The organism is Sphingomonas aracearum (genome assembly GCF_003345355.1).
Taxonomy (GTDB): domain Bacteria; phylum Pseudomonadota; class Alphaproteobacteria; order Sphingomonadales; family Sphingomonadaceae; genus Sphingomonas; species Sphingomonas aracearum.
This window is the reverse complement of the sequence record NZ_QQNB01000001.1, coordinates 1,199,028-1,223,508: the sequence shown is the minus strand read 5'-3', so window position 1 is coordinate 1,223,508 and position 24,481 is coordinate 1,199,028. Positions and strand designations below refer to the sequence as shown.

At 68.9% G+C, this 24,481-nt stretch carries 24 protein-coding genes and 1 other RNA gene; 15 read left to right on the top strand and 10 right to left on the bottom strand.

The annotated features are described in order from the left end of the window. Positions 1 to 38 precede the first annotated feature (38 nt). Positions 39 to 1,478 carry a mannitol dehydrogenase family protein gene (locus DVW87_RS05910; RefSeq protein ID WP_114686756.1) on the bottom strand — a complete coding sequence of 480 codons (1,440 nt, stop codon included), beginning with the start codon at positions 1,476 to 1,478 and terminating at the stop codon, positions 39 to 41. After that, positions 1,475 to 2,959 (bottom strand): UxaA family hydrolase, encoded by a 1,485-nt coding sequence (locus DVW87_RS05905; RefSeq protein WP_114686755.1) that lies wholly within the window; start codon positions 2,957 to 2,959, stop codon positions 1,475 to 1,477. The genes DVW87_RS05910 and DVW87_RS05905 overlap by 4 nt, the downstream gene beginning before the upstream one ends. Positions 2,960 to 3,050: 91 nt before the next feature. On the opposite strand from DVW87_RS05905, the gene DVW87_RS05900 reads away from it, so the two are divergent. The 5 genes from DVW87_RS05900 (at position 3,051) to DVW87_RS05880 (ending at position 8,545) form a co-directional block, all read left to right on the top strand. Continuing rightward, complete coding sequence (locus tag DVW87_RS05900) at positions 3,051 to 4,070, top strand: LacI family DNA-binding transcriptional regulator (RefSeq protein WP_114687102.1); 1,020 nt, start codon at positions 3,051 to 3,053, stop codon at positions 4,068 to 4,070. Positions 4,071 to 4,156: 86 nt separating this feature from the next. Continuing rightward, positions 4,157 to 5,599 (top strand): glucuronate isomerase, encoded by a 1,443-nt coding sequence (uxaC, locus tag DVW87_RS05895; protein WP_114686754.1) that lies wholly within the window; start codon positions 4,157 to 4,159, stop codon positions 5,597 to 5,599. Between the two features lie 20 nt (positions 5,600 to 5,619). After that, positions 5,620 to 6,462, top strand: a complete 843-nt coding sequence (gene kduI, locus DVW87_RS05890; RefSeq protein ID WP_114686753.1) for a 5-dehydro-4-deoxy-D-glucuronate isomerase — start codon at positions 5,620 to 5,622, stop codon at positions 6,460 to 6,462. A 152-nt stretch (positions 6,463 to 6,614) separates the two neighbouring features. After that, positions 6,615 to 7,370: a 2-dehydro-3-deoxy-D-gluconate 5-dehydrogenase KduD gene (gene kduD, locus DVW87_RS05885; protein WP_114686752.1), complete on the top strand. Its 756-nt coding sequence runs from the start codon at positions 6,615 to 6,617 to the stop codon at positions 7,368 to 7,370. Positions 7,371 to 7,537: 167 nt separating this feature from the next. Continuing rightward, positions 7,538 to 8,545, top strand: coding sequence for a sugar kinase (locus DVW87_RS05880; protein ID WP_114686751.1), 1,008 nt, complete (start codon positions 7,538 to 7,540; stop codon positions 8,543 to 8,545). Between the two features lie 135 nt (positions 8,546 to 8,680). Here DVW87_RS05880 and DVW87_RS05875 read toward each other — a convergent pair whose 3' ends face one another. The 4 genes from DVW87_RS05875 to DVW87_RS05860 are packed head-to-tail and all read right to left on the bottom strand — an operon-like array spanning position 8,681 to position 11,472. Further along, the gene (locus DVW87_RS05875; RefSeq protein WP_114686750.1) at positions 8,681 to 9,196 is read right to left on the bottom strand and encodes an NUDIX hydrolase; all 516 of its coding nucleotides are present in this window, start codon (positions 9,194 to 9,196) and stop codon (positions 8,681 to 8,683) included. Then, a complete protein-coding gene (locus tag DVW87_RS05870) occupies positions 9,193 to 9,864 on the bottom strand; it encodes a TPM domain-containing protein (protein ID WP_114686749.1) in 672 nt (223 codons plus the stop codon). The genes DVW87_RS05875 and DVW87_RS05870 overlap by 4 nt, the downstream gene beginning before the upstream one ends. After that, a complete protein-coding gene (locus DVW87_RS05865; protein WP_114686748.1) occupies positions 9,864 to 10,886 on the bottom strand; it encodes a TPM domain-containing protein in 1,023 nt (340 codons plus the stop codon). Before DVW87_RS05865 ends, DVW87_RS05870 begins: the two co-directional genes overlap by 1 nt. Before the next feature lie 4 nt (positions 10,887 to 10,890). Next, positions 10,891 to 11,472 carry a LemA family protein gene (locus tag DVW87_RS05860; protein WP_114686747.1) on the bottom strand — a complete coding sequence of 194 codons (582 nt, stop codon included), beginning with the start codon at positions 11,470 to 11,472 and terminating at the stop codon, positions 10,891 to 10,893. Between the two features lie 110 nt (positions 11,473 to 11,582). Here DVW87_RS05860 and mscL point away from each other — a divergent pair, with 110 nt between their 5' ends. Beyond that, positions 11,583 to 12,056 (top strand): large conductance mechanosensitive channel protein MscL, encoded by a 474-nt coding sequence (mscL, locus tag DVW87_RS05855; protein ID WP_114686746.1) that lies wholly within the window; start codon positions 11,583 to 11,585, stop codon positions 12,054 to 12,056. Positions 12,057 to 12,059: 3 nt separating this feature from the next. Here the strand turns inward: mscL and DVW87_RS05850 are convergent, their stop codons facing one another. Beyond that, entirely contained in the window at positions 12,060 to 12,491 is a 432-nt protein-coding gene (locus DVW87_RS05850) for an RrF2 family transcriptional regulator (RefSeq protein ID WP_114687101.1), read from the bottom strand. Between the two features lie 62 nt (positions 12,492 to 12,553). Here DVW87_RS05850 and ssrA point away from each other — a divergent pair. Beyond that, positions 12,554 to 12,929: a transfer-messenger RNA gene (ssrA, locus tag DVW87_RS05845) on the top strand. 236 nt (positions 12,930 to 13,165) lie between these two features. Then, the gene (locus DVW87_RS05840; RefSeq protein WP_114686745.1) at positions 13,166 to 14,275 is read left to right on the top strand and encodes an MDR/zinc-dependent alcohol dehydrogenase-like family protein; all 1,110 of its coding nucleotides are present in this window, start codon (positions 13,166 to 13,168) and stop codon (positions 14,273 to 14,275) included. A 147-nt stretch (positions 14,276 to 14,422) separates the two neighbouring features. On the opposite strand, the gene DVW87_RS05835 is transcribed toward DVW87_RS05840, so the two are convergent. Genes DVW87_RS05835 through DVW87_RS05825 form a run of 3 tightly spaced genes read right to left on the bottom strand, consistent with a single transcriptional unit; the run spans position 14,423 to position 16,533 of the window. Beyond that, positions 14,423 to 14,911 carry a DUF421 domain-containing protein gene (locus tag DVW87_RS05835; RefSeq protein ID WP_114686744.1) on the bottom strand — a complete coding sequence of 163 codons (489 nt, stop codon included), beginning with the start codon at positions 14,909 to 14,911 and terminating at the stop codon, positions 14,423 to 14,425. Beyond that, entirely contained in the window at positions 14,911 to 15,441 is a 531-nt protein-coding gene (locus DVW87_RS05830; protein WP_114686743.1) for a hypothetical protein, read from the bottom strand. The genes DVW87_RS05835 and DVW87_RS05830 overlap by 1 nt, the downstream gene beginning before the upstream one ends. A gap of 3 nt (positions 15,442 to 15,444) precedes the next feature. Next, positions 15,445 to 16,533: a catalase family protein gene (locus DVW87_RS05825; protein WP_114686742.1), complete on the bottom strand. Its 1,089-nt coding sequence runs from the start codon at positions 16,531 to 16,533 to the stop codon at positions 15,445 to 15,447. A 103-nt stretch (positions 16,534 to 16,636) separates the two neighbouring features. On the opposite strand from DVW87_RS05825, the gene DVW87_RS05820 reads away from it, so the two are divergent. The 7 genes from DVW87_RS05820 (at position 16,637) to cyoD (ending at position 24,466) form a co-directional block, all read left to right on the top strand. Next, a complete protein-coding gene (locus DVW87_RS05820) occupies positions 16,637 to 18,925 on the top strand; it encodes an FdhF/YdeP family oxidoreductase (RefSeq protein WP_114686741.1) in 2,289 nt (762 codons plus the stop codon). Between the two features lie 176 nt (positions 18,926 to 19,101). Beyond that, positions 19,102 to 19,818, top strand: coding sequence for a formate dehydrogenase accessory sulfurtransferase FdhD (gene fdhD, locus DVW87_RS05815; RefSeq protein WP_239017775.1), 717 nt, complete (start codon positions 19,102 to 19,104; stop codon positions 19,816 to 19,818). Further along, positions 19,815 to 20,408, top strand: coding sequence for a molybdenum cofactor guanylyltransferase (gene mobA, locus DVW87_RS05810; RefSeq protein ID WP_181814728.1), 594 nt, complete (start codon positions 19,815 to 19,817; stop codon positions 20,406 to 20,408). Before fdhD ends, mobA begins: the two co-directional genes overlap by 4 nt. Next, positions 20,405 to 21,349 carry a ubiquinol oxidase subunit II gene (gene cyoA / locus DVW87_RS05805; RefSeq protein WP_239017774.1) on the top strand — a complete coding sequence of 315 codons (945 nt, stop codon included), beginning with the start codon at positions 20,405 to 20,407 and terminating at the stop codon, positions 21,347 to 21,349. The genes mobA and cyoA overlap by 4 nt, the downstream gene beginning before the upstream one ends. Continuing rightward, positions 21,349 to 23,370 (top strand): cbb3-type cytochrome c oxidase subunit I, encoded by a 2,022-nt coding sequence (locus DVW87_RS05800; protein WP_114686738.1) that lies wholly within the window; start codon positions 21,349 to 21,351, stop codon positions 23,368 to 23,370. Before cyoA ends, DVW87_RS05800 begins: the two co-directional genes overlap by 1 nt. After that, the gene (gene cyoC / locus DVW87_RS05795) at positions 23,367 to 24,062 is read left to right on the top strand and encodes a cytochrome o ubiquinol oxidase subunit III (protein ID WP_114686737.1); all 696 of its coding nucleotides are present in this window, start codon (positions 23,367 to 23,369) and stop codon (positions 24,060 to 24,062) included. The genes DVW87_RS05800 and cyoC overlap by 4 nt, the downstream gene beginning before the upstream one ends. Next, positions 24,059 to 24,466, top strand: coding sequence for a cytochrome o ubiquinol oxidase subunit IV (gene cyoD / locus DVW87_RS05790; RefSeq protein ID WP_239017773.1), 408 nt, complete (start codon positions 24,059 to 24,061; stop codon positions 24,464 to 24,466). The genes cyoC and cyoD overlap by 4 nt, the downstream gene beginning before the upstream one ends. Positions 24,467 to 24,481: the final 15 nt, after the last annotated feature.

Sequence of the window (24,481 nt, the reverse complement as noted above, 5' to 3'; positions counted from 1 at the left end):
TGTGTCTGGCCTCTTGCCGGGCCCTTGTGGTGCGATTGTTATTCGGCGGTGAAGACCTGCGGCCAGTTTCCGTCCGCCGCCGCCTGTGCCGATGCCTCCACCGCCGCCAGCAAGGGTGCGTCCTCGAGCAGGGCAGGGGGCAGGCCGATCCCCGCTTCCGCCAGTCGGCGCACGATCTCGCGCGGCGAGCCCTGCGCGAGGCGCGCCAACGCCTCGCCGTGCGGATCGGCGATGGCGGTGCCTGTCCGCGTGCGCTGCGCCAGGAACGCCACCCAGCAGCCGAGCGCCGCCGCCGCCCGCGCGGGCATCCGCCCGGCCGCACGGTTCGCGGCCAGCGTGTCGCCCAGGCGATAGGGCAGCTTCTGCGAGCCGTCGATCGCGATCTGGTCGAGCCGGTGGACGATCACCGGATTGCGGAAGCGCTGCAGCACCGCCGCGCGATAGGCATCGAGGTCCAGCCCGGCGACCGGCGGTAGCATCGGCTGCACTTCCTCGCGCAGCATCGCTTCCACAAAGGCGGCAAGCGCGGGATCGCCCATCGCCTCGGCGACGCTGGCATGGCCGCGCAGCAGCCCGGCATAGGCCAGGGTGGAATGCGCGCCGTTGAGGATGCGCAGCTTGGCCTTCTCATATCCCGCGACATCGGCGGTGAGGGTCGCCCCGGCCGAGGCGAGATCGGGGCCGAGCGGCACGCCCACATCCTCGATCACCCATTGCGTGAAGGCCTCACGCTGCACGGCGGCACGATCCTCCAGCCCGAGTTCGGCGGCAACCGCCGCGTACAGCGCATCGTCGGCGGCCGGCGTGATGGAATCGACCATGGTGCAGGGCACGCGCACCTCGCCGTGGATCCAGTCGGCCAGATCGGTGTCGCGCGCGCGGGCGAACGCGACCAAAGCGGCGTGCAGCTTGCGGCCGTTGCTGGCGAGATTGTCGCACGGCATCGGCACGAACGGCGCGAGCCTCGCCCCGCGCCGGGCGGCGAGCCCTGCGACCAGCCAGCCGATCAGGCTGCGTGGCACGTCCGTTCCGGCGAGGTCGTGGGCGATGTCGGGATGCGCCAGGTCCAGCGTGCCGTCCGGGGCCAGGCAATAGCCCTTCTCGGTCACGGTGGAGGTGACCAGCCGCACCGCCGGGTCGGCCAGCAACGCCTGCACCGCCGGCGCCTCATCGGGTGCCAGGAAGCGCCGGTGCGCGCCGATCACGCGCATCGACGATTCCGTGTCGCGCACCGCCAGCGTGTAGAGCCCGTCCTGCCCGGCGAGCGCCGCCACCGTGCCACGGCTGCGCAGGGAGACGGCGGCGATGCCCCAGCGCGGATCGTGCGCGAGCAGCGTGTCGACATAGGCGGCCTGATGCGCGCGGTGGAATGCGCCGGGGCCGAAATGCACGATGCCGATCTGCGGCTCCGGTCGCTGGCGGGGCGCGGGGATCGCCTCCGGCACCTGGCCCAGGGTGGCGCGCGACAATCGGTTCACAGCGTCACTCCGCGCTTCCAGATGGCGATCTCGCGCTCGTCGTTGCGCTCGGCCGCGGTTTCCTCGCCGCTGGCGATGGCAGCGATGCGGGCGAGCAGCGCCTCGGCGGTGGCGTCGAGCCCGTCCTCCAGCGCGCGGCCGGCATCGAAGTCGATCCAGCCGGGCTTGCGTGCCGCCAGGTCGCTGTTGGAAGCGATCTTCACCGTGGGCACGGGAAAGCCGAGCGGCGTGCCGCGGCCGGTGGTGAACAGGATCGCGGTCGCCCCCGCCGCGGCCAGCGCGGTGGAGGAAACCGCGTCGTTGCCCGGCGCCTCCAGCAGGGTGAGGCCGGGCCGGCTCACCTGCCCGCCGTAACCGATCACGTCGGTGACGGTCGCCTGTCCGCCCTTCTGCACCGCGCCGAGCGACTTTTCCTCCAGCGTGGTGATGCCGCCCGCGACATTGCCGGGCGAGGGGTTCTCCGACACCGGCTGGCCGTGGTCCAGGAAGTAGCGCTTGAAGCCGTTGACCAGCCCGACCACGCGCGCGAAAACCTGCTCGTCGGCGGCGCGGTTCATCAGGATCTGCTCGGCGCCGAACACTTCGGGGATCTCGGTGAGCAGCACGCTTCCGCCGGCGCCGGCGACGCGGTCGCTCATGCGGCCGACCAGCGGGTTCGCGGTGAGGCCGGAAAGGCCATCCGAGCCGCCGCATTTCACGCCCAGCACCAGCCGGTCGAGCCCGACCTCCTCCCGCCTTGCCTGCGACGCGATCCCGACCAGCTCGGCAACCAGCCTTTCCCCCTCCGCCTGCTCGTCGCCGGCGAGCTGGGTGACGAGCGTGCGCACGAACGGACGCCGCGCTTCCGGCAGCGCGGCGAGGATCCCGGAAAGCTGGTTCTCCTCGCAGCCGAGCCCGACGATCAGCACGCCGCCGGCGTTCGGATGATCGGCCAGCGCCGTCAGGATCGCGCGGGTGCCGCCCAGGTCGTCGCCGAGCTGCGAGCAGCCATGGGGATGGGTGAAGGCGTGCACGCCGTCGATCCGGCCGGCATGGCTGGCGGCAGCCGCCGCGGCGATGCGCTGCGCGGTGCGCGCGACGCAGCCCACCGTCGGCAGCACCCAGATCTCGTTGCGCGTGCCTACCCGCCCGTCCGGCCGGACATAGCCGCGAAAGGTGGTTGCGCCTGTCGAGGGAGGAGCAAGGGGCGCGGACGGTCGGAAGGCATAGTCCAGCGTGCCCGCCAGGGCGGTGCCCAGATTGGCGGAATGGACGTGTTCCCCTTCGCCGATCGCGCGCTGTGCCCGTCCGATCGGGAAGCCGAACTTCACGACCTCCTGCCCCGCCTCGATCCGGCCCAGGGCGATCTTGTGACCGCGCGGCACGGCCTCGCGCGCGACCACGGACGCGTCGCCAGCCTCCACCGGCTCGCCCGCGGCGCAATCCTGCAGCAGTGTCGCGACATTGTCGCCCGCGCTCACGCGTACCGCCCGCGCCACCATCTCTCTCCCGTGGGTAACCGGTTTCCTTATGAACTGCGGGCGCGCACAGGGCAAGCTTTGCGGTTGCCGCCCGCCGGGCTACAGCATCGGCATGGAGCGCAGCGGCGGACAGGCGACGATCAACGACGTGGCGCGGCTCGCCGGCGTTTCCAAGAAAACCGTCAGCCGGGTCATCAACCGGTCCGCGCTGCTCGGCGAGGAGACGCGCCGCCGCGTCGAACAGGTGATCGCCGAGCTTGGTTATGTTCCCAACCCGCAGGCGCGCGCGCTGGCCCTGCGCCGCAACTTCCTGATCGCGCTGGTGCACGACAATCCCAACGCGCAAACCGTGATGAACGTGCAGCAAGGCCTGCTGGAAGGCGTCGCCGGCTCCGAATTCGAGCTGGTGGTGCGGCCGGTGCGCCGCGGATCGCCGACGATGCTGGACGACCTGCGCGCCTTTATCGAGCGGCAGCGGCCGTTCGGCGTGCTGCTGATGCCGCCGGTGGGCGATCTCCCGCCGGTGGTGGACCTCTGCCGGGCGCTGGGATGCCGCCATGTGCGGATGAGCGCGGTGGCCGGCGACCCGGCGAGCACCGTCGCCTCCAACGATCGGGAGGCCGTGCGCCACGCCGTGTCCTACCTGGTCGAGCAGGGGCATCGCCGCATCGGCCATGTCGCGGGGCCGGACGGCTTCCTCTCCGCAGCCGAGCGCCGGGCGGGGTTCGAGGAGGCCGTCGCCGCGGCGGAACTGGCGCTCCCGCGCTCGTGGATCGCGCAGGGCAGTTATACCTTCGAATCCGGGCAGGAAGCCGGCGAGAGGCTGCTCGACCTGTCGCCGCGTCCCACCGCGATCTTCTGCGCCAATGACGAAATGGCCGCCGGCCTCGTTCATGCCGCCCGCGCGCGCGGACTGGACGTGCCGCGCGACCTGTCGGTGATCGGCTTCGACGACACGCCGATCGCCGCGCATCTGTGGCCGCCGCTCACCACCGTGCGCTGGCCGAGCATCTCCATGGCGCGGACCGCCGCGCTGAAGCTGATCGGCGGGGAGCAGGAGGTGGAGGAGCCGAGCCGCTTTCTTTCCACGCTGATCCGCCGGGCCTCGGTTGCGCCGCCACCCGCCGATTGAGGCTGTGCGGGCGGTTGCAAGTAATGCTGACACCGGTTACCAGTTGGTCGATCGCCAATCGGCGGCCTTGATGAAGGGAGGATGGAATGGCCCGTCCGTTGACGCTGGATCCCGATCGCCTGTTTCCGGCGGACGAGCATAGCCGCTCGATCGCGCGCGACCTGTACCGCGAGATCGCCGACCTGCCGATCGTCAGCCCCCATGGCCACACCGATCCGGCCTGGTTCGCGACGGATGCGAACTGGACCAACGCCACCGAGCTCCTGCTGGCGCCGGACCATTACCTCTATCGCATGCTCTACAGCCAGGGTGTGAGCCTGGATGCGCTGCGCGTGCCGCACAAGGGGGGCGTGCCGGCGACCGACCCGCGGGCGGCCTGGGCGTTGTTCGCCGCCAACTATCACCTGTTCCGCGGCACGCCGTCGCGCCTGTGGCTCGACCACGCCTTTGCCGAAGTATTCGGGATGGCGGTTCGCCTGGAGGCGGACACGGCCGACCTTTATTACGATACGATCGCGGAGAAGCTGGCGAGCGACGCCTTCCGCCCGCGCGCGCTGTTCGACCGCTTCCGCATCGACTTCCTCGCCACCACCGAGGGCGCGCAGGACGATCTGGCGCACCATGCCGCGATCCGTCGCTCCGGCTGGGGCGGGCGCGTCGTCACCACCTATCGCCCGGACGGCGTGATCGACGTGGAGCACGAGCAGTTCGCCGGCGCGCTGGCGGCTTTCGGGGAGCTGACCGGCGAGGACGTGCACGGCTGGCAGGGCTATCTTGCCGCGCATCGCAACCGCCGCGCGTTCTTCCGCTCGATGGGTGCAACGGCGACCGACCACGGCCATCCGACGGCGGCCACCGCCAACCTTTCACCCGCGGAGTGCGAGGCGCTGTTCGGTCGCATCGTAGGCGGAAGCTGGACGCCCGCGGATGCCGAGCTGTTCCGCGCGCAGATGCTCACCGAAATGGCGAAGATGAGCCGCGACGACGGCATGGTGATGCAGATCCATCCCGGTTCCGTGCGCAACCACAATGCCGGCCTGTTCGCCAGCCACGGGCGCGACAAGGGCGCCGACATTCCCGGCCGCACCGACTATGTTCACGCGCTCAGGCCGATGCTCGACGTGGTCGGCACCGAGACGGACCTGGCGATCATCCTCTTCACGCTGGACGAATCGACCTATGCCCGCGAGCTGGCCCCGCTGGCCGGCCATTACCCCTGCCTGAAGCTGGGGCCGTCCTGGTGGTTCCATGACTCACCCGAAGGCATGCGCCGCTTTCGCGAGATGACGACGGAAACCGCCGGCTTCTACAACACGGTGGGCTTCAACGACGACACCCGCGCCTTTCTGTCGATCCCCGCGCGGCACGATGTCGCGCGGCGCGTCGACTGCGCCTTTCTCGCCCGCCTGGTCGCCGAGGGGCGACTGGAGGATTGGGAAGCCGCCGAGCTGGCCACGGATCTCACCTCCACCCTCGTCCGGCGCGCCTACCGGGTTGACCAATCGGCCCCGGCAGCGCAGGCAACCTGATATCTGAAACGGAGTTTCACATGTTCGAACGCACCTACTACGCGACCCATCCCGACATGATGGAGTGCGTCTCCAACGACGAGCTGCGCGACCGCTACCTGATCCAGGACCTGTTCCGCGATGGCGAGTGCGTGCTGAACTACACGCATGCCGAGCGCTTCGTGATCGGCGGCGTCGCGGTGGCCGGCGGTGCGGTGAAGCTGCCCGACCAGACCGAGCCGGCGTCCGCCGCCGGGCACCCCTTCCTGGAGCGCCGCGAGCTGGCCGTCGTCAATGTCGGCAAGGTGGAAGGCACCGTCACCGTCGACGGCGAGACCTTCACGCTGGGCAACAAGGACTGCCTGTACGTGACGATGGGCGCCAGGGACGTGGCATTCGCCGGCGAGGGCGCGCGTTTCTACCTGGCGTCCTGCCCGGCGCACAAGGCGTTCGCGACCAAGCTGATCTCCACCAAGGACGCGACCGCGCTGGAGCGCGGCAGCCTGGCCGAATCGAACGAGCGCACGATCTTCCAGATGGTGATCCCGGGCATCTGCGACTCCGCGCAGCTGGTGATGGGGCTGACGGTGCTGAAGGAAGGCTCGGTGTGGAACACCATGCCGCCGCACATCCACGAGCGCCGCAGCGAGGTCTATTTCTACTTCGAGCTCGACAATCTCGACACCGACCGTGTGATGCACTTCATGGGCGAGGGCGAGGCCACCCGCCACATCGTGATGCAGAACGAGGAAGCGGTGATCTCCCCGCCCTGGTCGATCCACATGGGCGCGGGCACGAAGTCCTATGCCTTCATCTGGGCGATGGCCGGCGAGAACCAGGATTATACCGACATGCACGTGCTGGATATCTGCCAGCTGGCGTAAGGCCGAACTGCTCCCCTCCCTGCAAAGGGAGGGGCTGGGGGTGGGTGGAGTGCTCGCGCTGCGGAAGCCGCGGGTTCGATCGCCGCCGTACCGCCCGGACAGGACCCACCCCCGACCCCTCCCTTCCAGGGAGGGGAGTTAGCGAGTGAAGCATGACCACCCCCTTCGATCTCACCGGGCGCCGCGCCCTCGTCACCGGCGCGAACACCGGCATCGGCCAGGCGATCGCCGTCGCCCTTGCCGGGGCAGGCGCCGACGTCGCGGTGGCGGGCCGCTCCGAGCCCGCCGAAACCAGGACGCTGGTCGAAGCGACCGGCCGCAAGTTCGTGTCGATCAAGGCCGATCTGTCGAGCACCGCGCCGGTCGAGGAGGTGGTTGCCACCACCGTGGCCGAGCTGGGCGGCATCGACATCCTGGTCAACAATGCCGGCATCATCCGCCGCGCGGACTCGGTGGAGTTCTCCGAGGCGGACTGGGATGCGGTGATGGACACCAACCTGAAGACCCTGTTCTTCCTGACCCAGGCGGCGGCGAAGCACATGCTGGCGCAGGGGCGCGGCAAGGTGGTGAACATCGCCTCCCTGTTGTCCTTCCAAGGCGGCATCCGTGTGCCGAGCTACACCGCCGCGAAGCACGGCGTGTCGGGCATCACCAAGATCCTGGCCAACGAATGGGCGGCCAAGGGCGTCAACGTGAACGCCATCGCGCCGGGCTATATCGAAACCAACAACACCGAGGCGCTGCGCGCGGACGCAGACCGCAGCAAGGCGATTCTCGATCGCATCCCCGCGGGCCGGTGGGGCGATCCGAAGGACATCGCCGGCACCGCGGTGTTCCTGGCGTCCCCGGCGGCGGATTACATCCATGGCGTGACGCTGCCGGTGGATGGCGGCTGGCTGGCGCGCTGACGAAGAAAGTTCCTCCCCATCTTGGATGGGGAAGGGACCAGCCATAGGCTGGTGGAGGGGCGTTGCCACGGCCGTCCCGCTTGCGGCATTGCCCCTCCACCCCCGCGCCGAGGCGCGGCGGTCCCCCTCCCCGGCATCGCCGCGGAGGATCAAGAAGGGGAAACACGATGCCCAAGTTCCTGGCGTTCGGCGAAATCATGCTGCGGCTCTCGCCGCCGGGGCGCGAGCTGCTCCTGCAGACGCCCAAGCTGGACGTGTGGGTTGCCGGGGCAGAGGCGAACGTCGCGACACAGCTCGCACGGCTGGGCCACGCCGTGGGTTTCGCCACGCGCGTGCCGGACAATGACCTGGGCCGCGCGGCGGTCACCACCTTGCGCGGGCATGGCGTGGACACGTCGGCGATCCAGCTCGCCGGCGAGCGGATGGGGCTCTATTTCGTCACCTCCGGCGCCGGGATGCGCGCAACGGAAGTGATCTACGACCGCGCCCACTCCGCCTTCGCCGAGGCTCCGGTGGAGGCATGGGACTGGGACACGCTGCTGAGCGGTGTCGACCGGCTCCACCTGTCGGGCATCACGCCGGCGCTCGGCCCGGTGCCCGCTCGCAGCGCCCTGGCGGCGGTGGAGGCGGCGTCCGCGCGCGGGATCGCGGTTTCGTTCGACGGCAACTGGCGCGGCAAGCTGTGGGAACGCTGGGACAGCGATCCGCGCGGCATCCTGTCGGGCATCGTCGCCCATGCCGACCTGATGTTCGGCAACCACCAGGATGTCGCCCTGCTGCTCGGCCGCACCTTTTCCAGCGACGGCGAGGAACGGCGGCGCGAAGCGGCGGAGGCGGCGTTCGCGGCCTTTCCGAAGCTTCAGGTCATGGCCTCCACCGCGCGCCATGTGGAGCATGTCGACCTGCACCGCCTGTCCGCCCGCGTCGAGACGCGCGAAGCGGTCGCGCAGACGGCGGAGGTGGAGATCGCCGGCATTGTCGACCGGATCGGCGGCGGCGACGCCTTTGCCGCGGGCGTGCTGCATGCGCTGCGTTCGGGCGGCGGCATCGAGGATGCGGCGCGCACCGGCCTGGCGGTGACGGTGCTCAAGCACTCGCTGCCGGGCGATGCGGCGCTGTTCCGGCAGGCGGACATCGATGCCTATCTGGCCGGCGGGCTGGACGTGCGGCGCTGAGGCCGTTGTCGAGGCGCACCGGTATCGTAGACGAGAAGGCGGGAGCCGCGGTTGCGGACGCCGCGATTGCGGCCCTGGGCTCCCGCCTTCGCGGGAGCACGAGCGGGCGCTGTTGTTCGCCGTGGAGGCGCGGACTCAGTCCAGAAACGTCGAGCTCAGGAACAGCAGCAGCTTGACGTCGATCGCCATGCCCTCGGCGCGGCGCGCCTCGATATAGGCGGGGATCTCGGCCAGCAGCACGTGGTGGACGGTGATGCCCTCGCCCTCCACCCCGCCGCCATCGCCGGTCCGGGTGAGGCCATGGGCGCGGACCAGCGTGAAGCCCTCGCTGACCATCCCGGGCGAGGCGTGAAAGAAGCCGAGCTGCTCGATCCGCTCCGCGCGGTAGCCGGTTTCCTCCTCCAGTTCGCGCGCCGCGGAGGCTTCGACGCTTTCGCCCTCCGTCTCGTCGCCGACCAGCCCCGCCGGCAGCTCCAGCGTACGCCGGCCCAGCGGCACGCGGAACTGGTCGATCAGGATCAGCTGGCCCTGGTGGATGGCGATGATCGCCGCCGCCTGGATGCCGCGCGTGCGGCCGGCATATTCCCAGGTGCCCTGCTTCAGGACCTTGAGATACTTGCCTTCCCACACGGGTTCGGGCGTGTCGGTCATAATTCTATCAGCCTGTCCGGAAGTTCGTTGCGGTCGTCGTCGGCGCGCGGGAAATGCTCGGCCAGGACCAGCCCGATCTGGCGTACCGCCTCGGCCATGCCGGCACCCGGCCGGCCCTGCTTCACCTCGGCGACCAGCGCCGCCATCGCTGCGCCCCAGATTTCCGGCGCGACCTTGGAGTGGATGCTCTCGTCCGCGATCAGCTCGGCGCGATGCTCGTCCAGGCTGAGGTAGAGGAGCACGCCCGTGCCGCCCACCGTGCGCTTTTCCGCAGCGGTGCGGAACAGGTCCAGCGCGCGGGCGCGAACGCGGCGCGCCTTGGTGGCGCGCGGGGTGAGCGCAAGGCGCAAGGGCAGGGCGTTGAGCAGCAGGCGCACCAGGAGCCAGGCCAGCGCGGACAGCACCAGCGCGACGGTGAACAGCGCGCGCAGGTCATAGCCCTCCGCCCATTCGTCGTGGAGCGGCGCCAGCGCGGCCTCCGCAATGCCCGGCCACACCGACAGCAAGGCGAGCACGAAGAGGCTGGCGAGCAGGCCGTAATGCGCGGCAACGTCGTGGTATCTGTCGGACCGTCGCGCGACCACGGTGACGATCTCGCCCGCGGTGGTCAGTTCCGCTTCCGCCACCGCGGCGGTGACGCGGGCATGGTCCTCGGCCGACAGGCGCATCACCAGTCCCCCGAGGCGCCGCCGCCTCCAAACGAGCCGCCACCGCCGCCGGTGAAACCGCCGCCGCCCCAGCCGCCGTCGCTGCCGCCGCCCCAGCCGCCACCGCCGCCACTGCCCCAGCCACCGCCGTGCGAGGCGTTGCGGCCGATCTCGTTGGCGACGGACCAGAGGATCACCTGGCTCAAGCCGCTGCCGCCATCGCCGCGATAGCGCCGCCCGCCGCCGCTGCCGCGCCGCGCAAGGCCGAGCACGAGGAACAGGAAGACCATGCCGAAGAACACCAGGCCGAGCGGGATGCCGCCACCGCTCGCGCCCTGGCGGGATCGCTGGTGCGTCTTGTTGAACTCGGCGACCGCCGCGTCGGTGCGGGCCTTGGCCTCGTCCGGCGAGGCGCGCAGCTGCTGGATCAGCGCGTCCGTGCCGGCAGTGAGCGCGCCGGGAACGTCGTTGTTTTGTTTCAGCCGGGGCAGCATCTGCTGGCGGATGACCACGCTGGTCAGCGCGTCGGTGAGGATCGGTTCGAGCCCGTAGCCGACCTCGATCCGCGGCCCGCGCTGGCCGGCCGGGTTGTTGGGCGCGACGAACAGGATCGCGCCGTTGTTCACGTCCTTCAGGCCTACGCCCCAGGCGCGGCCGAGCTTGTAGCCATATTCGTCCAGCGGATAGCCTTGCGTGTCCCGGATGGTGGCGACCACGAGCTGGCGGTTGGTGTCCTTCTGCAAGGCTTCGAGCTTGGCAGTGAGGTCCGCCCTGGTGGCCTCCGGCAGCACGCCGGCGTCGTCCACGACCAGGCCGGTGAACTTGGGAAAGGTCTGCGCCGCGGCCGGGCCGGCGAGGAGAAACAGGGCGGCAAGCGCGCTGAGGAAAGCGGCCAGCCACTCGCGCACCGTCCCCGGCAGAAACCTGTGCGGAACCGTGGATGCCGGAACGGGTCCGGCATGACGGGTGGAGCGAACGGCGGTCTTCCGGTCCTCCGCCGACTGCGACCGGACCCCAGCTTTCGCCGGGGAGGGGAGCGTCATCGGGTCAGCCCCCGAAATCCACCTTGGGCGCGGTGTCGGCGCCGGGCGTCGTCGCCTGGAACGGCACCATCGGCTTGGCGCCATAGAAGATCTTGGCGCCGATCGCGTTGGGGAAGGTGCGGATCTGCGTGTTATAGGCCTGCACGGCGCTGTTGTAATCGTTGCGGGCGATCGTGATGCGGTTCTCGGTGCCTTCCAGCTGGCTCATCAGCGTAGTGTAGTTGCCCTGGCTCTTCAGCTCCGGATAGGCTTCCTGCAGCCGCTGGAGCGACAGGGTGACCGCGTTCTGCGCGCGCTGGAACTCGGCGACCTTCGCCGGATCGGTGAGCTGCTCGCCCGTCACCTGGATGCGGTTCGCGCCGGCCCGCGCCTGGGTCACCTCGACCAGGATCGACTTCTCCTGTGCGCCCGCCGCCTTCACCGTGGAGACGAGATTGGGGATGAGGTCCGCGCGGCGCTGATACTGGTTCTGGACGTCGGCCCAGCGCGCCTTGGCATTTTCCTCGGCCGTGGGGATGCTGTTGATGCCGCAGCCGGTCAGGGTGGCGGCAAGCGCAACGACAACGACGGGGCGGAACGACGACATGTGCTCGGGTCTCCGAATGGCCTGTGTCATCCATATAGGACGGTTGCGGGCCCTAGCGAAGAGGCAATCGTGAGGATAACCTGGATCAGCAACAGGAGGACACGAAAGCGATGCTGAAGGAGTTCAAGGCGTTCATCATGCGCGGCAACGTGCTGGACCTGGCCGTGGCCGTGATCATCGGCGCGGCGTTCGGCAAGATCGTGACCTCGCTGACCGACGACGTGCTGATGCCGATCATCGGCAAGATCTTCGGCGGGCTCGATTTTTCCAGCTATTTCGTGGCGCTGGGGCCGGTGCCGGCGAACTATGGCGGCTCGCTGACCGATTATGCCGCGCTGAAGAAGGCGGGCGTGCCGCTGCTTGGCTACGGCGCGTTCGTCACGCAGCTGGTCAACTTCCTGATCGTCGCCTTCATCATCTTCATGATCCTGCGCGCGGTGAACAAGGCCGCGGCCTTGATCGAGCGCGAGGCGGCGCGGCTGCGGCGCGAGGAGGAAGCGGCGGTGCCGCCGGCGCCAGAACCGGTGGAGATCGCCCTGCTGCGTGAGATCCGCGACGAGCTGAAGGCCCGTCCTCGGGCCTGAAGGTCAGGCGACCGCCAGTTCCTCGGCGGTGGCGTCCGCCAGGCTGGTGCCGTCGAGGATGCGTGCGGTTTCGTCGCGCACGCGCATCATCGCGTGGCGGATCGCGCAATCCGCCTCGCTCTTGCAATCGCCGCACGGGCGATAGGCGGTGCGGCTGACGCAGGGAACGAGCGCGAGCGGCCCCTCGATCACGCGGATGATCTCGCCCAGCGAGATGAGGTGCGTCGGCCGGGCCAGGCGATAGCCACCCGATTTGCCGCGGGTGGAGTTCAGGAACCCGGCCTCGCGCAGGTCGGCGAGGATCAGCTCCAGGAACTTGCGGGGCACGTTGGCTTCCTGCGCGATGCGGTTCATCGGCACCGGCGCCGTGGCGGCGGGCTGCTCGGCAAGGAAAAGCATGGCGCGAAGCGCGTACCGGGAACGCTGGGTCAACATGATCGGGCCGCCCTGGACTTGATTTGTGGCAAGCGAAAGGCCGTTCGGCGATTTCGCTGCGGGGTCTTCCCGACAAAGGCGAGAGCGCCTATATCGGTTCCGCCGGTTCGCCGGCTATGACGATAAACCATGGCGTAGAATAGATGCAGCGGACCCGGGGGCGGTACCCGGCGGCTCCACCATCCGAGCTGAGGCGCTCGGCGCCACGCTTCACGCGTGGGGACGATGCCTCAGCTTCCATGATGGGGCCGAACTAGGATCGACGTGTATTGAAAGGCGCCGTCTTTCGTTCGGAATGGGACCACCGTGACGGCCCATCACACAAGTGCCAACGATAACGAAGCACTCGCGATTGCGGCGTAACTGAGGGCCTCACGGCCTAAGGTTACTCCAAGATAGCGCGGTTCGGACCCCACCGGGCAACAGAAGGGGATTCCAGCGGCACGGGGAGCGCCGGGCAACAGAAGCTCCCCACCTCTTCTCTCCTTCCTGGGAACGCGAGGCGGAACCTTGCACGTCGGCAACGGGGAGGCGCGTGCGGGCTTGCGGCCGGCGCCCATCGCCGCCGGGGTCCAGAGGAGCTGGCGCTCTCACACGACGGGAAATACCCCAGCCCTTGGCAACGGTGCTTCGGCAGCGTACCCGTTCTTCCAAACAGATGGAGGATGCCCCGGATGGCCGACACGATCATCGCCAAGCAGCTGCGTACCGAAGTGACGGAGGACGGCAGCTTGCGGCTGTCGCTGGCGGAGCAGGAGCTGTCGCCTCCCACTGGCGACGGCATCGTGGTGGAGATCGCCGCGACCCCGATCAATCCGTCCGACCTCGGCCTGCTGCTGGGTCCGGTCGATCCGGCCGACGCGCGGCAGGAGGGCGATGCGCTGGTTTTCCCGATCCCGCCGCAGCGGATGGGCGCGCTTGCCGCGCGGACCGGCCAGTCCATGCCAGTGGGCAATGAGGGCGCGGGCGTCGTGGTGCAGGCCGGGCCGGAGGCGCAGGCGCTGCTCGGCAAGACCGTCGCGCTGGCCGGGGGCTCGATGTACGCCACCCACCGCGCGGCGCGCGCGCGCGAGGCCATGGTGCTGCCGGACGGTGTTTCCGCCGAACAGGGCGCGTCGGCCACGGTGAACCCGATGACCGCGCTCGGCATGGTCGAGGTGATGCGGGCGGAAGGCCACAAGGCGCTGGTGCATACCGCCGCGGCCTCCAACCTCGGGCAGATGCTCAACCGCATCTGCCTGGCCGACGGCGTGCCGCTGGTGAACATCGTGCGTTCGGCCGAGCAGGTGCGCCTGCTCAAGGACCAGGGCGCCGCCCATGTGCTGGACAGCACCGCGGAAGGCTTCGGCCGCGCGCTGGTGGAGGCGCTGGCGGCAACCGGCGCGACGCTGGCGTTCGATGCGGTGGGCGGCGGGCCGCTCGCCGGGCGCATCCTCGGCGCCATGGAGCAGGCGGCGAGCGCCGGACAGGCGTTCAGCCGTTATGGCTCCACCGCGCACAAGCAGGTCTATATCTATGGCCGGCTCGACCTCCGGCCCACCGAACTGGCCGCCAATGCCGGCTTCGCCTGGAGCGTGAGCGGCTTCCTGCTGACCCCGTTCCTCGCCGCCGACCCGGCGCGGGCGCAGCGCATGCGCGAGCGGGTGATGGCGGAGCTGACCACCACCTTCGCCAGCGGCTATACCGAGACGATCGGGCTCACCGATGCGCTGCGCCCCGAGGTGCTGCAACGCTATGCGCGGCGGGCCACGGGCGAGAAGTTCCTGATCGATCCGCGGCGATAAGGGCGCTCGGTTCCCCCGCGAAGGCCGGGGTCCAGTTGCGGAAGCCGAAGTGACGGGCGCGCCGTTCCTTCCAGCGGCGTTCGCCGACCGGGACCCGGCCCTGGCGGGGGAGCAGACAGCGTTGTGGTTCCCTGAACCGCCGCTGCCTTACCCCGTCGGCCCGTCATTATCCTCCTGCCGGGCCGGCTCCGCATCCCTGTCGCGCTTGATGAAGCTGATCTTGCCCTGCGGCTCCAGGATCGCCCAGGCGACATCGCGCATCGAGCCGATGCCCGCGAGCCGCATTTCCGACTCCACCTCGCTGCGCGTCATGCGGTCGCGGCGGAGATTGTCTTCGAGCAAGCGGCCATCGCGGATGATGACGCGGGGGCTGCCCTGCAATCCCTTCTGCAGGCGCGGGAAGAGGTAGGCGAGCCAGCCGAGCGCGACGCTCCAGAAAGCAAAGGTGCAGATCGCCAGCATCGCGCCGGTGACGCTGAAATCGTTGTGCGTGATGCCCTGCTGGATGAGGTCGCCGATCACCACCAGGCTGACCACCTCGAACGGCGTCATCTGCCCCAGCTCGCGCTTGCCGAGCAGCCGCAGCACCACGAACACGACCGCGAACATCGCCGTGGCGCGCAGCACGATGTCCATCAGGGCAGGACCTTCATCGTGACCGGCAGCGAGACGAGCTCCGCCTTGTCGTCCAGCACGGCGATCGTGCCCGAGGTGCCGCCGAACAGGGGCGGGTTGATCTGGCCGTCGATCTTCACGTCCAGGCTCTCGCCGGCTTTCAGCGGGCCATAGTCGAAGGCGAAGCGGCCGTTCTCGAACTTCTCCTCGCTGGCTTGCGGCACCTGCGAGTTGACGGTGATGTCGCGCCACAGCGACGGCGGCAGTGCAAGCACCAGCCTGGCGATGTCGCGCCTCGCCGTCACCGTGACCCGCGTTTCGAAGAACACGCCGTTGCGCAAGGTGCGGGGCGTGGCGACGGTGAGCGTTGCCGCAGCCGCTTGCGCGGTGCGCACCGGAGAGCGCCCGCCGCCGAAGGTGCCGAGCAGGGCCGCCAGCAGCAATCCCCCGAACACCAGCAGCGAGACGATGCTGGCATGGCGGCGCAGCACCGGGTCGCGCGCGGCATGATCGTCGCCGATTCCGTCGGGAAAGCCGGGCGCGTCCGCCAAGCCTCAGCCCCGCAGGTCGGCCAGCGCCGCCGGCTCGTGGATCGGGCAGCCGTTGAAGCGGCCGCGATAGTCGGCAGACATCCTGTAGGGATCGCGCCGCGCCCGGTTCACGCCGCCGAGCGGCTGGTGCGCCAGGAGCCCATGCCAGGGCATGAAGCTGAGCTTGTCCTCGAGCAGGTCGCTCGCCGGATCCTCCCAGGCGATCTGCGGAGGAACGGTGAGCGTGGCCACGGTGCGGAAGGGGCTTTCCTTCTCGTCCCAGATCACCGCGGCATCCTCCACCGGCATCCTCTCGAGATCGGTGCACAATTGCACGCGCAGCTCCCAGGTGCCGCCTTGCTCGACCATCAGCTCGTTCACGGCTGTGCGGATCGCATCGGGGCGGCCCGAGGCATTGATCGTCTCGTTTGCATAGTCCTTGATGCCGGACACGGGCACCAGCTGGAACTTGGCGAGGTAATCGCCGTAGCGGTAGGGCGTCTGGCTGTAATAGGTCGCGCCCAGCGGATGGACGGGCTTCGCGCCGCCCAGCGTGGTCAAGGTCGACGACGAGCCGCCCACCGCCTCCAGCGCCGCCTCCGCGCCGCGCAGAAAGGCGGACAGCACCTTCTTGGCGCCTTCCGCCTTGTCGGTGGTGCTGGCGAGCAGCTTGAGGTTGCCGAGGAACTGCCTGGGCGTGGAAGCGGCAAAGGCCGGCCCGTTGACCAGGATCAGGTCCTGCGTGGTATCGCCTTCCGAACCCGGCAGGCGCTCGCCCTCCACGCCCAGGATCTTCAGCGCGATGCCGCGGGGCAGCGAGATCGAATCGTCCAGGATGTCGCCGGCATTGGTGGACAGGCGGAGGATCGCCTCGAACTCGCCGGCACGCGCGAACAGGCCCTGCGCCAGCTCCGGCGGCAGACCGTCGTGCACCCGGAACGTGCCCGAGGCGAGGCCGTGCCCCTTTGCGTGCACCGAGCGGACGGCATGGCCGTAATCCCGGGAGGTGATGTCCAGGATCTTCCTGAACTGCTCCTCCAGTTGGCGGATCGTCTCCGCCTCGTCCGCCTCCGGCTGTTCGACGGATGGCGAGAAACGAACCGGATGGGACATAAGCTCTCCTGGTTGATCTGCGTCAGTGCCCAGCGTGAACCATTCGGCGGCTTGCCCGTTCCGTGACTGCCGGGAAGAACGTTCAGATCGAAGGGGATGGCACGTGGCCAAGCAGGAAGCGGACAACCCGCAGATCAAGCCCTATTGGGGCCCGGCGGGCGGCTGGGGTTCGGTGAACTCGCTGGCCGACATCCTGCCGCGCGAGCGGGTCAATCCCGAGGTCGCGCGCGAGCTGGTCCGCCAGAACAAGCCCGACGGCTTCATGTGCGTGTCCTGCGCGTGGGCCAAGCCCAAGGACCATCATCCGTTCGAGTTCTGCGAGGAAGGCGGCAAGGCCACTGCGTGGGAGCTGACGACCCTGCGCACCACGCCCGAGTTCTTCCAAAAGCACACGCTGGCCGAGCTGCGCGAGTGGAAGGACTACGATCTCGAACAGCAGGGCCGGCTGACGCATCCGCTGCGCTACGATGCGGCGACCGACAAATATGTCGCCTGTTCGTGGGACGAGGCGTTCGATGCGATCGCCGCCGAGCTGAAGCCGCTCGATCCCAAGTCCGTCGTCTTCTACGCTTCCGGCCGGGCCAGCCTGGAGGCGAGCTACATGTATGCCCTGATGGCGCGGATGTACGGCTCGCAGAACCTGCCCGACAGCTCCAACATGTGCCATGAGTCGACGTCGGTCGGGCTCAAGGAAGCGATCGGCGTGCCGGTGGGCACCACGCAGCTCGTCGACTTCGAGCTGTGCGACGCGATCTTCTTCTTCGGCCAGAATGTCGGCTCCAACTCGCCCCGCATGCTGCACGACCTGCGCGACTGCCGGAAGCGCGGGGTGGAGATCATCACCTTCAACCCGCTGAAGGAACGCGGGCTCGAGCGCTTCACCGATCCGCAGAACCCGATCGAGATGGCGACGCTGGGCGAAACGCGCATCTCCACCCAGTATCACCAGGTGAAGGCGGGCGGCGACATCGCCGCGATGATGGGGATCGCCAAGTTCGTGATCCAATGGGATGACGAGGCGGCGGCGCGCGGCGACAAGCGCGTGCTCGACACCGGCTTCCTGGACCAGCACACGCAGGGGGCCGAGGAGTTCATCGAGGCGGTGCGCCGGACGGAATGGGCGGATATCGAGCGCGAGTCCGGCCTCAAGAAGAAGGCGATCGAGGCGGCCGCCACCGTCTATGCGCGATCGGACGCGGTGCTCGGCATCTACGGCATGGGCCTGACCCAGCATGTGAAGGGCGTGGAGAACGTCCGCATGCTGGTGAACCTGCTGCTCCTTCGCGGCAATATCGGCAAGCCGGGCGCGGGGCCGACGCCGGTGCGCGGCCATTCCAACGTGCAGGGCCAGCGCACCGTCGGCATCACCGAGAAGACGGAACTGGCGCCGATCGACAAGTATCGCGAGCTCTACCATTTCGAGCCGCCGGCGGAGAAGGGCCTCAACACGGTGGAGGCCTGCCACGGCGTGATCGACGGATCGGTGAAGGCATTCATCGGGCTGGGGGGCAACTTCCTGCGCGCGGTGCCGGAAACGGCGGCGATGGAAGAGGCCTGGCCGCGGCTGGAGCTGTCGGTGCAGATCGCCACCAAGCTCAACCGCAATCACCTGTTCCCCGGCCGCGTGACGTACCTGCTGCCGTGCCTCGGCCGCATCGAGGAGGACCGGCAGGCGAGCGGCCCGCAGGCGGTGTCGATGGAGGATTCGACCAGCTGCATCCACGGCTCGCGCGGCAAGGCGGCGCCGGCGAGCCCGCACCTCTTGTCCGAGCCGGCGATCGTCGGCGCGCTGGCCAGGCGGCTGCTGCCGGCCAACCCGCATGTCGACTGGGATGCCTGGGTCGCCGACTATTCCCTGGTCCGCGATGCGATCGAGCGGACCTATCCGGAATATTTCAAGGACTTCAACCAGCGGCTGTTCCAGCCGGGCGGCTTCTGGAAGGGCAACAAGGCCGCCGGGCGCGTCTGGGAGACGAAGAGCAAGAAGGCCGAGTTCCTGGTGCCGAGCGACTTGTCCGCGGCCGGCTTCGAGGATGCGCCCGGCCGCTTCCGGTTGATGACGCTGCGCTCGAACGACCAGTTCAACACCACCATCTACGGCTATCACGACCGTTTCCGCGGGGTGAAGGGCACGCGCGACGTGCTGTTCATGCACAAGGCGGACATGGCCGAGCAGGGGCTCGCCGAAGGCCAGATCGTGGCCCTGGAAGGCGACGCGCAGGACGGCAAGCTGCGCCGGCGGGAAGGGCTGATCGTCACCCCCTACGACATCCCGCGCGGATGTCTCGGCGCCTATTACCCCGAATGCAACGTGCTGATCGCCGTGGACCACCATGCCGAGGAAAGCTTCGTGCCGGCCGCCAAGAGCGTGCCGGTGCGGATCGTGGCATAGCGACCCATCCTCGTCGTCGTGCCGGACTTGTTCCGGTAACCACGGTCCGACAGGAGCAGTGCATGGCAGAGCATGCGGACGGGTGGACCCCGGAACAGGTCCGGGGTGACGCAGGGAGTGCCGGTACGTTTGCCGCTCCCTTTGATCGGGTTGCGGCGGATGGGGTCACGGGTGCCGTGACCCGTCCGCTCGCCATCGAAGCGCCCGTGGCGCTGGAGTTCAACGGCATCGGCTATGCCGTATTGATGGCGACGCCGACCGACCTCGGCGATCTCGCCTATGGCTTCGCGCTGTCCGAACGGCTGATCGATGACGCGGGCGACATCGCGGAGGTGGACGCGCACCGCACCGCACGCGGCACGGTGCTGCGGGTGACGCTGCGTCCCGGCCTTGCCGCGCGGGTGGCCGATCGGGTGCGACATCGCGTGTCCGACTCCTCCTGCGGCCTGTGCGGGATCGAGAATCTGGAACAGGCGCTGCGCCCGCTGCCGCGGATCGCGGCACCCTGGCAGGGCGACCGGGCGGCGGTGTTCCACGCGCTGGAGCGGTTCCGCGAGCACCAGCCGCTCCATCGCACAACCGGCGCGGTGCACGGCGCGGCCCTGTGCGACGCCGAGGGCGGCATCCGCCTGGTGCGGGAGGATGTCGGCCGCCACAACGCCTTCGACAAGCTGATCGGCGCCATGCTGCGCTTGGACACGGCCTGGGAGGGCGGGTTCGCCTTGCTCAGCTCGCGCTGTTCCTACGAACTGGTCGAGAAAGCGGTGCTGGCCGGGTGCCCCATGCTGGCGACGATTTCCGCTCCCACCAGCCTGGCCGTGGAGCGCGCGGCGGCGGCGGGGCTGCCGCTGACGGTGCTGGCGCGGCCCGATGCCGTGCTGGCCACGCGGTGAGCGCGGACGCTCCCGCCGCCCCGATCCTGGGCGCGATCCTGGCCGGGGGCGAGGCGCGTCGTTTCGGTGGGGACAAGGCCGCGGCGATGTTGGAAGGCAGGCCGCTGATCGAGCATGTCGCGGACGCGCTGGCGCCGCATGTGGCAAAGGTGGTGGTGGTCGGCCGCCCCTGGCCGGGGCTCCCGGCGATCGACGATCCGCCGGGTGTGCGCCAGGGGCCGCTGGGCGGACTGCTGGCCGCGCTGCGCCACGCGCGGGACCATGGGTACCGCGCCGTGCTGAGCGCGCCGTGCGATACCCCGCGCCTTTCCCCGCACTTGCTGGCGCAGGTGGCGGGCACGTCCTGCGCCTGGGTGCGCCCGCTGCCGGTGCTGGGCCTGTGGCCGGCGGCGCTGGCCGATCGGCTGGGCGAGCATCTGCGGGTCGACACCCGGCTGTCGATGCGCGGCTGGGCAACCGCAATCGGCGCGGCGGCGATCGACTGGGAGGAGGGGATCGCCAACGTGAACCGGCCGGCCGATCTCCACCTGTTGCAACCGGCAACCGGGCAAGTGCACGAAGGAAGCCCGCCCAAGGAAATATGCAGGTGAACGGGAGGCAAGACGTGCTACTCGGCCCGACCATGATCGGCGATGCCTTCCGCTCCCGGCTGCGGCGTGCCTGCGCTGCGACGGTTCCGCTCCTGCTGTCCGGTTGCGTCGGCACCGGCGTGCTCAACCCGCACGGGCCGATCGCCGGCCAGAACCGGACCATCCTGTTCAACTCGCTGGCGATCATGCTGGCGATCGTCGTGCCCACGATCCTCGCCACCCTGGTCTTCGCCTGGTGGTATCGCGCCGGCAACGACAAGGCGACCTACCGGCCGGAGTTCACGTTTTCCGGCCGTATCGAGCTGCTCGTCTGGTCAATCCCGATCCTCACCATCCTGTTCCTGGGCGGCGTGATCTGGGTGGGCAGCCACCAGCTGGACCCTGCCCGCCCGATCGAATCGAACCAGAAGGCGCTGGAGGTGGAGGTCGTCTCCACCGACTGGAAATGGCTGTTCATCTATCCCGAACAGGGCATCGCCACGGTGAACCGGCTGGTGGTGCCGGTCGGCCGGCCGGTGCATTTCCGTCTGACCTCGTCCAGCGTCATGAACGTGTTCTTCGTGCCGCAGCTCGTCAGCCAGATCTACACCATGAACGGGATGGCGACCCAGCTGAACATGCGCGCGGACACGCCCGGCCGCTATTACAGCACGTCCGCCCATTATAGCGGCGACGGCTTTTCCGACATGAACTTCGCCACCGATGCGGTGCCCGCGGCACAGTTCGAGGGCTGGGTGGCGCAGGCCCGGGCGCGCGGGCGCCTGCTGGACAGGCCCGCCTACGAGAAGTTCGCGCAGCAGAGCCAGAAGGTGCCGCCGGGCTTCTGGGGCCAGGTGCAGCCGGGCCTGTTCGACGCGGTGGTGCGTCAGGAAATCAAGCCTGCGGCCGGCCCGCAGGAAGGGCGTGGCGGGCCCAGGGTCTCGCCCGGAGACGAGAGCTGATGTTCGGCAAGCTGAGCCTTGATGCCATTCCCTTCAGCCAGCCGATCCCGCTGGTCGCGGCGGCCGTCATCGGCGTGCTGCTGCTGGGCGTGCTGGCCTGGATCACCAAAAAGGGGCACTGGCCGTATCTGTGGCACGAGTGGATCACCAGCGTGGACCACAAGCGCATCGGCGTGATGTACATCCTGCTGGCGCTGGTGATGCTGATCCGCGGCTTTTCCGACGCGATCCTGATGCGCACGCAGCAGGCGATGGCGGTCAACGCGCCCGGCTACCTCCCCCCCGAACATTACGACCAGATCTTCTCGGCGCACGGCGCGATCATGATCTTCTTCGGCGCGATGCCGTTCGTCATCGGCCTGATGAACTTCGTGGTGCCGTTGCAGCTGGGCGTGCGCGACGTGGCGTTTCCCACGCTCAACTCGACCAGTTTCTGGCTGACGGCGAGCGGCGCGCTGCTGGTCAACGTGTCGCTGGTGATCGGCGAGTTCGCGCGCACTGGTTGGCTGCCCTATGCACCCTTGTCGGAGAAGGTCTATTCGCCCGGCGTCGGCGTCGATTACTATCTGTGGGCGATCCAGATTTCCGGCATCGGCACGCTGATGAGCGGGATCAACCTGGTGACGACCATCCTCAAGGTGCGGGCGCCGGGCATGAGCTATCTGCGCATGCCGATGTTCTGCTGGACGTCGCTGGCGTCCAACCTGCTGATCGTGGCCGCCTTCCCGATCCTGACCGCGACGCTCGCGATGCTGACGCTCGACCGGTACATGGGCTTTCATTTCTTCACCAACGACGCGGGCGGCAACCCCATGCTGTTCGTGAACCTGATCTGGGCCTGGGGCCACCCGGAGGTGTACATCCTGGTGCTGCCGGCGTTCGGCGTGTTCAGCGAGGTGATCTCCACCTTCTCCTCCAAGCCGCTGTTCGGCTACCGCTCGATGGTGGCCGCGACCCTGTTCATCACGCTGGTGAGCTTCACCGTGTGGCTGCACCACTTCTTCACCATGGGAGCGGGCGCCAACGTCAACGCCGCATTCGGCATCGCCACCTCGATCATCGCGGTGGGCACCGGGGTGAAGGTCTATAACTGGCTGTTCACCATGTACGGCGGAAAGGTCCGCTTCACCACGCCGATGCTGTGGTCGATCGCGTTCATGGTGACGTTCGTGGTCGGCGGCATGACGGGCGTGCTGCTCGCGGTGCCGCCGGCCGACTTCATGCTGCACAATTCGCTGTTCCTTGTGGCGCACTTTCACAACGTGATCATCGGCGGCGTGCTGTTCGGCGCCTTTGCCGGCATGACCTTCTGGTTCCCCAAGGCATTCGGCTTCCGCCTGCACGAGGGCTGGGGCCATGTCGCCTTCTGGCTGAGCCTGGCCGGCTTCCTGATCGTGTTCACGCCGATGTACTGGCTGGGCCTGGAGGGCATGACCCGGCGCCTGCAGCACGTGAACGTCGCCGGCTGGGCGCCCTTCCTGTGGATCATGCTGTTCGGTGTCGGCATCATGGGGCTGGGCGTGCTGGCGCAGATCATGCAGCTGCTGGTCTCGATCCGCGACCGCGACCAGCTGCGCGACGAGACCGGCGACCCCTGGGACGGTCGCAGCCTGGAATGGGCGACCACCTCTCCGCCACCAAGCTTCAACTTCGCCGTGCTGCCCGACGTGCGCGGCGAGGAAGCCTATTGGACGATCAAGCAACGCGCGATCGAGGCGCAGGGCCTGGTCGAGGAGCCCGAATACGAGCCGATCGAGATGCCGCGCAACTCCGCCACCGGCGTGGTCACCGCCTTTTTCGCCAGCTTCACCGGCTTTGCGCTGATCTGGGAGATCTGGTGGCTGGTCGGCGTCGGCCTGCTGGCGGCTTATGGCACGTTCGTCTGGTTCGCCTGGCGCAAGGAGGACGAGTACGAGATCCCGGTGGAGGAAGTCGCCGCCTATGACCGGGAGCGCCGCAAGGTGCGCGCGGCCTGGCTGCTCCGCGAGCAGGGCGCACGCGCAGGGGAGCAGCCGGCATGAGCGGCGCGGCGGCACAGCATCGCGGTGGCGGGCAGGGCGGGCAGGGGAAAGGCGGCGATCCCTATCGCCTCGGCCATGGTGGCGGACACGGCCATGGCGAGGCGACCGGGCGCGGCGATGGCGGCCCCGCCTCCAAGCGGATCACCACCGGCTACGGCTTCTGGATCTTCCTCCTTTCCGACATCATCATGTTCTCCGGCTTCTTCGCCGCCTATGCGGTGCTGCGCGGGGAAACGGCGGGCGGGCCGGGTGGCGCGGAGCTGTTCGAGCTGCCGCGCGTGGCGATCGAGACGGGGCTGCTGCTCCTGTCCAGCTTCACCTGCGGCCTGGGCGCGGTGGCGACGGAGCGGCGCAACCTGGCCTGGACGCAGATCTGGTTGCTGGTCACGGGCCTGCTCGGCTTCATCTTCCTGGTGCTGGAGGTGCAGGAGTTCGCGCAGATGATCGGCGAAGGCGCCGGTCCGGCGCGCAGCGCGTTCCTGTCCGCCTTTTTCGCGCTCGTCGGCTGCCATGGCCTGCATGTGGGCGTCGGCATCCTGTGGTGCGGCACCATGATGGCGCAGCTGTGGAGCCGCGGCTTTCTGCCGGCGATCCAGCGCAGGCTGATGTGCTTCAACCTGTTCTGGCACGCGCTGGACATCATCTGGGTGGCATTGTTCACGATCGTGTATCTGATGGGAGCGGGCCGGTGAGCGAAGGCAAGCTGGAGCGGGGCGAACGGGGCGAGCGGCACGATTCGGCCCCCGGCGACGAGGCCGCAAGCGGACAGGAGTTCGGCGGCGGCGTCACCGGCTATGTGGTCGGACTGCTACTGGCGCTCGCGCTGACCGCCGGCAGTTTCTACATGGTGAGCACGGACCTGGTCTGGGGACCGGCGATCCCGGCGGCGCTGATCGTGCTGGCGGTGGCGCAGATGGGCATCCACCTGGTCTTCTTTCTCCACATCACCACCGGGCCGGACAACACCAACAACGTGCTCGCGCTCGCGTTCGGCGTGCTGATCGTGCTGCTGGTGGTGTTCGGATCGATGTGGATCATGGATCACCTGTCGCACCAGCTGATGCCGATGGGCGAGATGATGAAGCGCATGCGCTAAGGCCGGTCGGCCCGC

Excerpts from the sequence above, each read along its gene's own strand:
- DVW87_RS05840 (WP_114686745.1), top strand. The coding sequence starts at position 13,166 with ATGGCCGACACGATCATCGCCAAGCAGCTGCGTACCGAAGTGACGGAG.
- mscL (WP_114686746.1), top strand. The coding sequence starts at position 11,583 with ATGCTGAAGGAGTTCAAGGCGTTCATCATGCGCGGCAACGTGCTGGAC.
- DVW87_RS05905 (WP_114686755.1), bottom strand. The coding sequence starts at position 2,959 with ATGGTGGCGCGGGCGGTACGCGTGAGCGCGGGCGACAATGTCGCGACA.
- DVW87_RS05860 (WP_114686747.1), bottom strand. The coding sequence starts at position 11,472 with ATGTCGTCGTTCCGCCCCGTCGTTGTCGTTGCGCTTGCCGCCACCCTG.
- DVW87_RS05835 (WP_114686744.1), bottom strand. The coding sequence starts at position 14,911 with ATGGACATCGTGCTGCGCGCCACGGCGATGTTCGCGGTCGTGTTCGTG.
- DVW87_RS05880 (WP_114686751.1), top strand. The coding sequence starts at position 7,538 with ATGCCCAAGTTCCTGGCGTTCGGCGAAATCATGCTGCGGCTCTCGCCG.
- DVW87_RS05825 (WP_114686742.1), bottom strand. The coding sequence starts at position 16,533 with ATGTCCCATCCGGTTCGTTTCTCGCCATCCGTCGAACAGCCGGAGGCG.
- cyoC (WP_114686737.1), top strand. The coding sequence starts at position 23,367 with ATGAGCGGCGCGGCGGCACAGCATCGCGGTGGCGGGCAGGGCGGGCAG.
- kduI (WP_114686753.1), top strand. The coding sequence starts at position 5,620 with ATGTTCGAACGCACCTACTACGCGACCCATCCCGACATGATGGAGTGC.
- uxaC (WP_114686754.1), top strand. The coding sequence starts at position 4,157 with ATGGCCCGTCCGTTGACGCTGGATCCCGATCGCCTGTTTCCGGCGGAC.
- DVW87_RS05865 (WP_114686748.1), bottom strand. The coding sequence starts at position 10,886 with ATGACGCTCCCCTCCCCGGCGAAAGCTGGGGTCCGGTCGCAGTCGGCG.
- DVW87_RS05875 (WP_114686750.1), bottom strand. The coding sequence starts at position 9,196 with ATGACCGACACGCCCGAACCCGTGTGGGAAGGCAAGTATCTCAAGGTC.
- DVW87_RS05800 (WP_114686738.1), top strand. The coding sequence starts at position 21,349 with ATGTTCGGCAAGCTGAGCCTTGATGCCATTCCCTTCAGCCAGCCGATC.
- kduD (WP_114686752.1), top strand. The coding sequence starts at position 6,615 with ATGACCACCCCCTTCGATCTCACCGGGCGCCGCGCCCTCGTCACCGGC.
- DVW87_RS05870 (WP_114686749.1), bottom strand. The coding sequence starts at position 9,864 with ATGCGCCTGTCGGCCGAGGACCATGCCCGCGTCACCGCCGCGGTGGCG.
- DVW87_RS05850 (WP_114687101.1), bottom strand. The coding sequence starts at position 12,491 with ATGTTGACCCAGCGTTCCCGGTACGCGCTTCGCGCCATGCTTTTCCTT.
- DVW87_RS05900 (WP_114687102.1), top strand. The coding sequence starts at position 3,051 with ATGGAGCGCAGCGGCGGACAGGCGACGATCAACGACGTGGCGCGGCTC.